6 protein-coding genes are annotated in these 12,653 nt (G+C 71.5%); 5 read left to right on the forward strand and 1 reads right to left on the reverse strand.

Annotation, left to right across the window (positions count from 1 at the left end; translation table 11 throughout):
- Positions 1 to 115 precede the first annotated feature (115 nt).
- Positions 116 to 3,754 carry a glycoside hydrolase family 2 TIM barrel-domain containing protein gene (locus AB0M95_RS16910; protein ID WP_363764927.1) on the forward strand — a complete coding sequence of 1,213 codons (3,639 nt, stop codon included), beginning with the start codon at positions 116 to 118 and terminating at the stop codon, positions 3,752 to 3,754.
- A gap of 74 nt (positions 3,755 to 3,828) precedes the next feature.
- Here AB0M95_RS16910 and eccD read toward each other — a convergent pair whose 3' ends face one another.
- A complete protein-coding gene (eccD, locus tag AB0M95_RS16915) occupies positions 3,829 to 5,361 on the reverse strand; it encodes a type VII secretion integral membrane protein EccD (protein ID WP_363764930.1) in 1,533 nt (510 codons plus the stop codon).
- Positions 5,362 to 5,599: 238 nt separating this feature from the next.
- Here eccD and eccCa point away from each other — a divergent pair, with 238 nt between their 5' ends.
- The 4 genes from eccCa to AB0M95_RS16935 all read left to right on the forward strand — a co-directional run bounded on the left by eccCa (position 5,600) and on the right by AB0M95_RS16935 (position 12,388).
- Entirely contained in the window at positions 5,600 to 9,574 is a 3,975-nt protein-coding gene (gene eccCa / locus AB0M95_RS16920) for a type VII secretion protein EccCa (RefSeq protein WP_363764932.1), read from the forward strand.
- A 27-nt stretch (positions 9,575 to 9,601) separates the two neighbouring features.
- Positions 9,602 to 10,330 carry an ATP-binding cassette domain-containing protein gene (locus tag AB0M95_RS16925; protein WP_363764935.1) on the forward strand — a complete coding sequence of 243 codons (729 nt, stop codon included), beginning with the start codon at positions 9,602 to 9,604 and terminating at the stop codon, positions 10,328 to 10,330.
- 100 nt (positions 10,331 to 10,430) lie between these two features.
- Entirely contained in the window at positions 10,431 to 11,753 is a 1,323-nt protein-coding gene (locus tag AB0M95_RS16930; RefSeq protein WP_363764938.1) for a hypothetical protein, read from the forward strand.
- Positions 11,754 to 11,764: 11 nt separating this feature from the next.
- Positions 11,765 to 12,388: a hypothetical protein gene (locus AB0M95_RS16935; protein WP_363764940.1), complete on the forward strand. Its 624-nt coding sequence runs from the start codon at positions 11,765 to 11,767 to the stop codon at positions 12,386 to 12,388.
- Positions 12,389 to 12,653 lie beyond the last annotated feature (265 nt).

Consider the following 12,653-nt stretch of genomic DNA (forward strand, 5'->3'; position numbering starts at 1 on the left):
GGCATGTCCCTTGATGTCGCATCGTGTGCGTTTCTGATGTATCCAATGTTGGGTCTTGACGATAATTTGTAACGCTATTACACAGGATGCACTGCCCCCGCCCCTGGGAGACCCGATGCGCAAGCCTCTCGGCCTGTCAGCAGTGCTGTCCCTCATCGTCACGATCCTGGTCGGCGGCGTCGCGGCGCCGTCCTTCGCAGCCGTGTACGTGCCACAGAACTCCAACCGCGCTGTGCTGAATTTCAACACCCACTGGCTGTTCGCGGGAGAGGTCCCCGCCGGCGACGGCCAGGCGACCGGGCTCGACGAGTCGGCGTTCGTCCCGGTCACCCTGCCCTACTTCCGCACCCACCCCCACAAGGGGTTCCCGAAGGACGACTTCGAGGTGCCGGTCTCCTGGTACCGCCGCCACTTCACCCTGCCCTCGACCTACACCGGCCGGCGTGTCATGGTCGAGTTCCAGGCGGTCGCCAAGGTCGCCGACGTCTACGTCAACGGCACGTGGGTGACCCAGCACAAGGGCGCGTACACGTCGTTCACGGTGGACATCACCCCGTACGTCGCGATCGGCGGCGCCGACAACATCATCGCCGTCAAGGTGGACTCCAACACCCGGGGCGACATCCCGCCCGAGGGCGGCAGCATCGACTACTACGTGTGGGGCGGCATCGTCCGCGACGTCAACATGATCGTCACCGATCCCCTGCGCGTCGACAACGCCTACGTCACCACGCCGTCCGTCAGCGCGGGCAGCGCCACCGTCCGCGCGCGCACCCGCGTCGTCAACGGCGCCGCCGCCGCGAAGGCCGTCACCGTCACCACCAGCGTGGTCGACACCGGCGGGAACGTCGTCGCCACGGGAACCGGAACGCAGACGATCGCCGCGGGCGGCGCGGCCGACTTCGACCACACCACCTCGCCGGTGAGCAACCCGCGGCTGTGGAGCCTGGACTCGCCGTACCTCTACACCGTGTACACCCAGGTGCAGGACGGCACGCGGTACGTCGACGAGCACCGGACGCGGATCGGCATCCGGTCGATCCGGTTCAGCAGTATGGACGGAAAGTTCTACCTCAACGACCAGCCGGTGAAGCTGCGCGGCCTGGACCGGCACGAGTCCTACCCCTACATCGGCAGGGCCGCCCCGAACCGCCTCCAGGTCAAGGACGCCGACATCCTCAAGTACGACCTCGGCGTCAACATGGTGCGGACCTCGCACTACCCGCAGGACCCGGAGTTCCTCGACCGCGCCGACGAGATCGGCCTGCTGGTCCTGGAGGAGATCCCCGGCTGGAACTTCATCGGCGACGCGGCCTGGAAGGACATCGCGGTCGAGAACGTCCGCGAGATGGTCACGCGGGACCGCAACCACCCCGCCGTCGTCCTGTGGGGGGTGCGGATCAACGAGTCCGCCGACGACCACGACCTCTACACCCGCACCAACGCCCTGGCGCGCCGGCTCGACCCGTCCCGGCCGACGGGCGGCGTGCGCAACTTCATGGGCAGCGAGTTCCTGGAGGACGTCTACACCTTCAACGACTTCTCGGGCACGGCGCAGGACCCGCGCGTGCTGCCGTGGCTGATCACCGAGTTCTCCGGGCACACCGACCCCGACCGGAGCTGGGACCCCGAACAGGTCCTGACCGGCACCATGCGCACGCACCTCAACGTGCAGAACACCGCCGCGTCCAAGGCGAACATCTCCGGGGCGCTGGGCTGGGTCTCCTTCGACTACAACACCACCTTCGACAGCGACTCCTGCCTCGACTTCACGTGCTATCACGGTGTGTCGGACATCTTCCGGCAGCCCAAGATGGCCGCGTCGGTGTACTCCTCGCAGCGCGACCCGGCCCGCTACGGCGCGTACGTGTCGATCAACAGCCACTGGCAGCCGAGCACGTCCAGTAGCACGATCTACGTCGCCGGCAACTGCGACCAGGTCGAGCTGTTCGCCAACGGCGCGTCCAAGGGACGTATCAGCCCGAACGCGTACACCTCACTGCCGCACCCGTTCTTCCAGTTCGACAACGTGACGCCCGCGAGCGGCAGCCTGCGCGCCGACTGCTGGATCGGCGGCCGGATCGCCGCCACCGACACCCGCCACACGCCGGGCGCGGCCACACACCTCGTGCTCGCCGCCGACGACACCTCGCTGAAGGCGGACGGCGCCGACATGACCCGCGTCGTGGTCAAGGCGCTGGACGCCAACGACCAGGTCGTGCCCACCAGCGGCGCCCCGGTGAGCTTCGCCGTCAGCGGGCCGGGAGCGGTGGTCGGCGAGAACCCGCTGCGGCTGGAGGCGGGGACCGGCGCGGTGTACGTCAAGACCGCGCTGAACCAGACGGGCACGATCACCCTGCGCGCCACCTCACCCGGCCTCGCCGACGCGCCGCCGGTCGGCGTCGGCGCCACCGCGTTCACCGACCCGATCGTCCCCGTCTCCGGGTCCTACGCCTTCGGCTTCCCGCTGGACGTCAACGACCGCGTCACCGGCGGCGGCGTGAACCAGTTCGCGTACGCGGGCGCCGGCTGGCAGAACGGCGGCGACAACGAGGCCTTCGGCAAGGACAACACCTGGAACGGCACGGCGGGCGACACGGCGACGCTGGCCTTCACCGGCAACCGGGTGGTCCTGTACGGGATCCTCGACCCGAGGCACGGCTCCGCGGCGGTGTCCGTGGACGGCGGCGCCGAGCAGACCGTGAGCTTCAACGCCGCGACACGCCGCGCGAACGTCGCGCTCTGGAGCAGCGCCGCGCTCGCGCAGGGCGGCCACACACTGCGGGTACGCGTGATCGGCGGCGGCGCCGTGGCGCTCGACCGGGCCATCGTGGTCTCGGCGGGCCCGGCCGTGGTCGCCGCGCCGGCGTCCGCGCTGCCGGTGGCGTCCGGGACGCTGATCCCGCACGCGCAGTGGTCGCTGAAGTACGTCGACAGCCAGGACTACGGCCCCGAGGGCACCAGCCTCAGCGGGCCCGCCATCAGCGCCTTCGACAACACGGCGAATACGTTCTGGCACACGGCCTGGCGCAACGGCAACGCGCCGCTGCCACATGAGATCCAGATCGACCTGGGCGGCACCTACCCGATCGCCTCGTTCCAGTACCTGCCGCGCCAGGACGACAACGCCAACGGCCGCCTCGCCCAGTACGAGTTCTACGTCAGCGCCGACGGCACGAACTGGGGCGGCGCGGTGGCGACCGGCACGTTCCCCAACAGCGCGGCCCGGCAGACGGTCACGTTCCCGGCCAAGACCGGGCGCTATGTGCGGCTGCGGGCGCTGAGCGGGTTCGACGGGCAGGCGTTCACCTCGGTCGCGGACCTCCAGGTCGGCATGGGGGGCCCGAGCGCCACCGTCTCGGTCGACGACCGGGTCACCGGCACCGGGACGAACCAGTTCAACTACCGCGGGGCCTGGCAGTCCTGCACGGGGTGCGGCGCCGAGTTGTACGCCGGGACCAACAGCTGGGACAACGTCGCCGGCGACGACGTGACGGTCACCTTCGTGGGCACCCAGATCCGGCTGTACGGCGTCCGCGACACCGTCCACGGCCGGGGCGCGGTGTCGATCGACGGCGGCGCCGAGACGCAGGTCGACTTCTACAACGCCACGCGCCAGGGCGACGTCCTGCTGTGGACCAGCCCGGTGCTGCCGTCCGGAACCCACACCTTCCGGTTGCGGGTCACCGGCACCGCGAGTCCCGGCGCGACGAACAGCTTCGTGGTGCCCGACAGAGTGGACATCACCTCCTAGCCGCACGCGGACAGAGGGCCGGGCGGGACGGCACGCGTCCCGCCCGGCGTCCGCGGCCGTCAGGGGCCGTGCCGTCACCCGGCCAGGCCGCGGACCCAGCTGTAGACGTCCAGCACGCCGAGCGCCAGCGGGAACATGCCCGCGATCAGCACGAACTCGACGATGTCCCCCGCGCGGCCCCAGAACGGCGTCGGGCGGCGCTGGGGGAGGAACAGCCCCATTCCCGCCCCGATCGCCGCGATGCCCAGCAGTCCGGGTACGACCAGCAGGGCCGCGAGCGGGCCGGCGAAGGACAGCGAGACCAGCAGGAGCACCAGCCCGGCCACCCCGGCCCCGAGCAGCCACAGGCGCTGGCCGACGCCGAGGAAGACCCGGGCGCGCATCAGCAACGCCAGCGCGAGCGCGACCTGCATGGCCCTGCCGGTCCAGCCCGTGGCGCCCAGCAGGAGCAGCTCCGTGGCGACGCCGACCATGGCGACGCCCGAGGCGAGGCCGGTGGCGAACCGCTCGGCCTCCACGGCCCGCCTCTTGACGTCGGGCCCGTCGAGGTCCTGGTCGTCGGCGCGCAGCTCCTCGGCGTTCCTCGGTGCGGACGGCAGCGGCAGGCGGGCCAGGCGGAACGACAGGGTGGGGATCAGCGGCGTGCAGGCCAGCATGACGGCGACCACCAGGGCCGCGACGCCCGCGACGGGCAGGTGCCACACCATCACCACGGCGGCGCCCGCGGCCCCGGCCAGCGAGGCCGGCATGACGCCGAAGAAGACCGGCAGCCCCTCGGCGACGACCCACCCGGCGACGGTCGCGGCGAGCGCGGTCAGGGCGAGGCCGGCGAGCAGGCTCGGCGCGCCGAACCACAGCAGGCCCGCGTTCCCGCCCGTCGCGAACATCCCGGCCAGGAAGGCGTACGGCAGCGCGGTGTACCCGACGACGGCCCCGGCGCCGGCGTCACCGAGCGCCCGCGAGAGCGCGGCGCCCGCCCCGATGAGCAGCAGGGCGAGCGCGCCCGCGACGAGCGTGGCGACCGTCCACGGCGGGCCCGCGACGGTGAGGGCGAGCGCGCCCGCGACCAGGCAGGCCACGGCCGCGCCGAGCCCGGTGGCCCGGGTATGCCTAGGCTGCCAGCGGCCGGAGCGCTCCTTGATGCCTGTGGCGATGGTGTCGGCGACGTCGTCGAACACGGCCTCGGGCAGCTCGGAGGGGCGGGGCAGCAGGTACAGCACCTCGCCGTCGCGGACGCCGAGCGTGCTCAGGCCGGCGTCCAGCTCCAGCGGCCGGCCGCCGACGCGCTGCAGCACCCACCCGGCCGTGGTGAACGCGGCCTCGTCGGCGCCCTCGCCCGCGGCGGCCAGCAGGTTCGGCAGCATGTGCGCGAGCGGGAGGTCGGAGGGGACCGCGAGGTCGACCCGCTTGCGGGGGGTGACGATGGTGACCCGGCTCATGGCCACGGCCGACCCGGGCGGGCGCAGGACGGCCGCGCGCGGCCCGCCGCCCCCGTTGATCGGGTTCGCCCCGACCCCTCCGTTGACCGGGTTGGCCACTGGCAGCCCGGGTCCTGGCGCCGGTCCTGCCCCCGGCATCGGCGGCCCGGTCATCGGGTTCAGCGTCACGCCGACTCCTTCATCACGAGAAATACCGTATCGGGCTGACAAGCCAGTAGTAGCCCGACATTTCATCTTCTGCGGTGACGCGAGCTTTCTTCCGGACCGAGCTGGGCGACTGATCCAGATTCGCTACGGTTAGCCCGATACGGAGTTTTCGGGGGCGTCGCGGGCTACGGGGACTGTACGCGCGCGGCGAGCCCAGGGGACGGGTTCGCTGAACAGTTCGCTGAACAGGGGGAGCGACGTGGGCACAGTCGTCGTCCGGCGGCCCGAGCGCCGGCCGCCTCCGGTGCCGCCCCGAGGCGAGATCCTGCTGGAGTCGCCGCCGGAGATCCCCGAGACGACATCCGGCGGGTTTGGGCAGATCCTCACGTTCATGCCGATGGTCGCCGGCGGCGCCGCCATGGGCCTGATGTTCACCGCCGGTGCCGGCGGCAGCCCCATCATGTACGTCGCCAGCGGCATGTTCGCCCTGTCCATGGTCGGCATGAGCCTCAGCCAGCTCGGCCGGGCCTCCGGCGAGCGCAAGATGCGGCTCAACGGCGCGCGCCGCGACTACTTCCGCTACCTGTCCCAGACCCGCAAGAAGGTGCGTAGAGCCGCACGCCGGCAGCGCGAGGCCCTCCACTGGAACGGCCCCGACCCCGACGCGCTGTGGTCGTTCGTCATGGGCCCGCGCCTGTGGGAGCGGCGCCCGCGCGACGGCGACTTCGCCACCGTCCGCGCCGGGACCGGCACCCAGCGGCTCGCCGTCCAGCTCATCCCGCCGGACTCCAAGCCCGTCGAGGACCTCGACGCCATGTCCGCCGCGGCGCTGCGCCGCTTCGTCCGCGCCCACTCCACCGTGGACGACCTGCCGATCGCCCTCGCCCTGCACTCCTTCGCCCGCATCCTGCCCACCGGCGACCCGGCCGCCGCCCGCGCCCTCGTCCGGGCGCTGATCGGGCAGCTCGCCGTGTTCCACTCGCCCGAGGACATGCGGATCGCCGTGTGCGCGGGCAAGGAGTGGATGGCCCAGTGGGAATGGGTCAAATGGCTGCCGCACGCCCTGCACCCCGAGGAGGTCGACGCGGCCGGGCCCGTCCGGCTCATGGCCGAGGACCTGCGCGACCTCGACCGGCTGCTCGGCGGCGAGCTGAAGGACCGCGGCCGGTTCCGGCAGGGCGCCTCCGCCGAGGCGCTGCCGTACCACGTGGTCATCGTGGACGGCGGGTACGTCCCGCAGGACTCCCAGCTCGGCGCCGACGCCATCCAGGGCGTCACCGTCATCGACCTCACCGGCGCGACGTCCCCCACCGAGGAGGGCGTCACGCTGCGGCTGGAGGTCCTGCCCGACCGGTTCACCCGGATCCAGCTCGACCACGCCGGCAAGGAGATCGTCACCGGGCTCGGCCGCCCCGACAAGCTGTCGTACATGCAGGCGGACGGGCTGGCCCGCCAGCTCGCGCCGCTGCGCGCGTCCCCCGCCAAGAGCGGCGACGGCCAGGACGTCCTCGCCGGCAACATGACCCTCACCGACCTGCTCGGCCTCGCCGACCCGATGCGCCTGGAGATCCCGGCGCTGTGGCGCCCCCGGGCCCCGCGCAACCGGCTGCGCGTGCCCATCGGCCTCGGCGCCGACGGCCGCGTGGTCGAACTCGACATCAAGGAGTCCGCCCAGGGCGGCATGGGACCGCACGGGCTCATCATCGGCGCCACCGGCTCCGGCAAGAGCGAGCTGCTGCGCACGCTGGTGCTCGGCCTCGCCGCCACCCATTCGTCCGAGATCCTGAACTTCGTGCTCGTCGACTTCAAGGGCGGCGCGACGTTCCTCGGCCTGGACACGCTGCCGCACGTCTCCGCGGTCATCACCAACCTGGAGGACGAGCTCCCGCTGGTCGACCGCATGTACGACGCGCTCAACGGCGAGATGGTGCGCCGCCAGGAACTGCTGCGCGCCGCCGGGAACTACGCCTCCCTGCGCGACTACGAGCGCGCGCGGGAACAGGGCGCCGACCTGCGGCCGATGCCCACGCTGTTCGTCGTGCTCGACGAGTTCAGCGAGCTGCTGTCGGCCAAGCCCGAGTTCATCGACCTGTTCGTCATGATCGGCCGTCTCGGGCGCTCGCTCGGCGTCCACCTGCTGCTCGCCTCGCAGCGGCTGGAGGAGGGCAGGCTGCGCGGCCTGGACACCCACCTGTCGTACCGGATCGGCCTGCGCACCTTCTCGGCCATGGAGAGCCGCGTCGTGCTCGGCGTCGCCGACGCCTACGAGCTGCCCTCCGCGCCCGGCAACGGCTACCTGAAGTTCGACACCAGCGGCATGACCCGGTTCAAGGCCGCCTACGTCTCCGGCCCGTTCGCCCCCGAGACGCGCCAGGAGCGCCGCGCCCCCGCCGACCGGCGGCAGATCGCCACGTACGGGACGTCCTACATCCCCGTCCCCGCGCCGCCCGTCCAGCAGACCGACCCCGAACCGCAGCCCGCCGTCGCCGGCCGGGACAGCCTGCTCGACATCATGGTCCGCCAGTTTCAAGGGTACGGCCCGCCCGCGCACCGCATCTGGCTGCCGCCGCTCGCCGAGCCGCTCACCCTCAGCCACCTGCTGCCGCCGCTCAGCATCACCCCCGAGCACGGCCTGTCCACCACCGGCTGGGCCGGGCGCGGCAAGCTGCGCGCCGTCGTCGGCATCGTCGACCGGCCCTTCGAACAGCGGCGCGACCCCCTCGGCGTCGACCTGTCCGGCGCGGCCGGGCACCTCGCCGTCGTCGGAGCGCCGCAGAGCGGCAAGAGCACGCTGCTGCGCACGCTGATCGCCGGGCTCACGCTCACCCACACCCCGCGCGAGGTCCAGTTCTACTGCCTGGACTTCGGCGGCGGCACGCTCGCCTCCCTCGAAGGCCTCCCGCACGTCGGCGGGGTCGCCAACCGGCTCGACGGCGACCGCGTCCGCCGCACCGTAGCCGAGGTAACCGCGCTCCTGCAACGGCGCGAACGCGAGTTCGCCGAGCGCGGCGTCGACTCGTTCGCCACCTACCGGCGCATGGTCGCCGAGGGCGCCATCACGGGCAACGACTTCGGCGACGTCTTCCTCGTCGTGGACGGCTGGCTCACCGTCCGGCAGGAGTTCGAGTCGCTGGAACCCACCATCACCGACCTCGCCGCGCGCGGCCTCGGCTACGGCGTCCACGTCGTCGCCGCCACCAACAAGTGGTCGGAGTTCCGGCCCGGCATCCGCGACCTGTTCGGCTCCCGGTTGGAGCTTCGCCTCGGCGACGCCTATGAGTCCGAGGTCAACCGCAAGACCGCGCTCGCCGTGCCCGAAGGTGTGCCCGGACGCGGCCTGACCCGCGACGGGTTCCACTTCCTCGGCGCGCTGCCCCGCATCGACGGCGTCCGGCAGACCGACGACCTCAGCGTCGGCGTCCGCGCGCTCGTGGACGGCGTCCGCGAGGCGTGGCAGGGGCCGCCCGCGCCGCGCGTCCGGCTGCTGCCCGCCGTCCTGCCCGCCGACGCACTGCCCGGCCCCGACCAGACGGGGGCGCGCGTCCCCATCGGCATCGACGAGGCCACGCTGTCCCCGGTCGCGGCCGACTTCGAGACCGACCCGCACCTCACCGTGCTCGGCGACACCGAGAGCGGCAAGTCCAACCTGCTGCGCCTGGTCGCCGAGGGCGTCGTCGCGCGGCACGCGCCCGCGCAGGCGCGGCTCATCGTCATCGACTACCGGCGCTCGCTGCTCGACGCCGCCTACACCGAGCACCGCATCGGGTACGCCGCCTCCTCCACCGCCGCGGCCGAGATGGTGATGGAGGCCCGCGAGGCGCTGACCAAACGGCTCCCGCCGCCCGACCTCACCCCCGACCAGCTCCGCGCGCGCGACTGGTGGAAGGGCGCCGACCTGTACTTCATCGTGGACGACTACGACCTGGTCGCCACCGGCACCAACCCCCTGGCGCCCCTGCTCGACCTGCTGCCCCAGGCCCGCGACATCGGTCTGCACCTGGTGCTGTCCCGCGCGATGGGCGGCGCCGGGCGCGCGATGTACGACCCGGTGATGCAGCGGCTCAAGGACATGGCCAGCCCCGCGGTCGTCCTCTCGGGCGACCGCGACGAGGGCGTCCTGTTCGGCGTCCGCCCCCACCCACTGCCCCCCGGCCGCGCCTACTACGTGGACCGCCGCTCGGGCTCCCGCCTCATCCAAACCGCCTACCTGCCCCCCTCCACCCCCCAACGCTGAACGGCCGCGACACCGGACCGCAGAAAAATGGTTCCCGGATGGCAGGTCAATCCCAACGGTGATACGGGAGCCAACTCATATAGGCTCGGGCTCGATCCGTCCAAGCACGCCGAGCGCACCGAACTGCGCCGACGGCTCGGCTACCTTCCGCAGAAGCCGGGCGGCTTCCCGCACTTCACGGCGTTCGAACTGGTCGACTACGTCGCGATTCTCAAGGAGATGACCGATCGCCGGAAGCGGCACGACGAGGTGCGCCGCGTCCTGTCCGAGGTCGACCTGGCGGACCGCGCCACGACCAAGGTTCGCAAGCTCTCCGGAGGAATGCGGCAGCGTCTCGCCTTCGCTCAGGCCCTGCTCGGCCGACCACAGCTGCTCATTCTCGACGAACCGACGGTCGGGCTCGACCCCGAGCAAAGGATGCGGTTCCGGGCGCTGATCTCCCGGCTGGGCGAGAAGTGCACCGTGCTGCTTTCCACCCATCAGACCGAGGACGTGGCGGCGCTCTGCGAACGTGTGATCACGTTCAAGCAGGGACAGGTGGCCTTCGACGGAACACCCGCCGAGCTCGCCGGGACGGCCACGGGGCAGGTGTGGGAGTCGGCCGAGCGTCCTGTGTCGGGGCTGTTCTGGCGCACGGCGGACGGCAGGTACCGCACGCTGGGGGAGCGCCCTCCAAACGCCCAGGCCGCCAAACCCACCATCGAGGATGGCTACCTGCTGCTTCTCGGCGGGGACGCGAGAACGGTTACCGCATGACGCCCTCGCCCTCTTCGAGGCGCGTCGCCTGCTCCGCAGCCCTATGCTGTGGGGCGCGGCCGCGCTCATGGTGACCTGGGGGGTCTTCATGAGTTGGAGGGTGATACCCTACTGGTCCATCGCCACCATCGACATGGCGTCTTCTGGCCTCATCGTCGGCGCCGCGACCCTGATCGCTGCGAATTTGATCATCACTCGCGAGCTGCGGAATCAGATGCCGGAGACGCTCGCCGCATTGCCCGTCCGGGCGCCGGCCCGCACCCGGGCCGCCGTCCTCATCACCCCCCTGGTCACCATGGTGCCCGTCACCGCTGCCATCCTGGTACAGCTCACGAGCCTGCGCGTGGGGACCACCGTCGGCGCCGGCCGATTCGACGCCTACGCACTGGTCACAGGCGTCGTGGTGGTGGCGCTGTCGGCCGTCATCGGAATCGCGCTCGGCCGTTGGCTTCCCACCTTGATCGCGCCAGGAATCGCCCTCTTCGTGTTGGGTGCGGCCATGGTGCTGGGGCTCGCCGCCTGGCTGCTTCCCCTTGTCTTCGTGTCAGGCATTCCCGTGGAGCTGTCCCGCCCCTCCGGGTGGCACCTGGTCTACATCGTGGCGCTGGTGTTCCTCGTGGGGGCCGTCGCCCTGCTCCGCCACGGGCCGCGACCGGGTCCCGCCACGATCGCCGCCGCCGCTACCGTTTTCGCCCTCGGCGCGACGGTGCTCGGTGGCCAGGGACAGCACAAGGCTTTCGCAGCCGCGAGCACCCAGCACTGCGAGCGTCGGGGCGAGGTGACATACTGCGCGTTTCCTCCCTACGTCCCCTGGATCGGCTTGTGGCAGCAGGCGGTGGAGCCAGTCGTGGCCGCGGTGCCGCCCGCCGCCCGGCACGCGCTTCCCGAGATCAGGCAGCGCGTCTACGACTGGCGGCGGTTCCCGCGCGAAAAGCTCGCGCGCCCGGCCGTCCGTCCCGACCAGACGTGGGGCCGCAATGGAGGGGAGACCGCCTCCCGGCGGATCCTCGCCGCACAGGTCGCCGCCGCCGTTACCGGACTCCCCTGGGACGAGATGGACTCGGGCGGATACCTGCCCACCTGCGACGCGCGCGGACAGGCGCGCACGGTGGTCGCGCTGTGGCTCGCGGAACATGTGGAGCGACAGCATCTCCCCTCTTCCATAGACACCTTCAACCAGGAGGGGGACCGAAAAATAGGATCGATCCCCCGATCCGACATGGGGTGGGTGGACTACGGCCCCGCCGAGTTGGGCTACGCGCGTCGCCTGCTCGCCGACCCTGGCGCCGAACGGCGCATCTGGGCGCATTGGGATGTCCTCACGAACCCCAAGTCCACGGTCAGCCAGGTCATTCCCTTGCTCGGTCTCAGCGTGCAGCCCGCTTCGGGTCGGCCGCCCGCGGGGGAGGAACCGTGCGCATGACCCATACCGCCGTGCTCCTGCTGCGTCCCCTGACGCGGGCGATCGACTGGACACCGGTGGGCGTCGCCATCCTGGTGACCGCCGCAGCCGCCGCGCTGATCCGTTCAGGCTCTCCCGCGGGACTGCACGCCACCGATGCCCTGGTCGTACTGCGCATGTCCGCTCTGCTCTTGGGATCGGCCGCAGGCTTCTTCCTGGTGGATCCGATGACGGACAGCACCGCTGCCGAACCGATTCCTCGTTGGCTGCGGCAGTGGATCCGCACAGCGCTGGCCATCGCCACCTCGGCCGTGGCCTGGACCTGCGTGTACGCGATCACCTCCTCGCGGCTCGGGCCGACCGCGTCGCTGCCCACGGCCGGGCTGGTCCTCGAGGCGGCCGTGTGCGTGTCGACGGGGCTCGCGTGCACCGCGTTCGCCGTACGTCACCGGACCGAACGCTCCGCGGGGCTGGCGGGCGGAGCGGCATTGCTCGCCTTGTTCGTCGTGACGCTCTTCTTTCAGGACGACCTGTCGAACATGTCCCCGTGGCCGATGCCGAACAACCCGCACTGGGACAGCGTCCACCTCATCTGGTTGATGGTGTCGCCCCTTCCTGTCATCGCCCTGACGGTTGCCAATCGCGATCTGCGTTGAGCTACCTCCGCACGCACTGAAGGAGGCTGAACCGGGTCTCTAGGCTAGGAGGTAGTGCGGAGAGGCTGTAAGCGTCATAAGAGGTGATTGCTTCTGGAATGCCTCGTCAGCCGGTAAGCGGCGGTGCGTCACCTGTCCTGGGTCGTTCGTACGATGGGGGAGACCTGGGTGGATATGATCGCTTTTGTGGTTCCGGTCGGAGGGCTCCGGAGGAGCCGGTCACGGGGTCCCGCCCGCCGGTGAGCAGGTGATCGGCCGGTGACGT

Source organism: Sphaerisporangium sp. NPDC051017, from assembly GCF_040683095.1.
Classification (GTDB): domain Bacteria; phylum Actinomycetota; class Actinomycetes; order Streptosporangiales; family Streptosporangiaceae; genus Sphaerisporangium.

What these genes read in the sequence shown, in the direction of transcription:
- AB0M95_RS16910 (WP_363764927.1), top strand. Translation starts at nt 116, where the DNA reads ATGCGCAAGCCTCTCGGCCTGTCAGCAGTGCTGTCCCTCATCGTCACG.
- AB0M95_RS16925 (WP_363764935.1), top strand. Translation starts at nt 9,602, where the DNA reads ATGGTTCCCGGATGGCAGGTCAATCCCAACGGTGATACGGGAGCCAAC.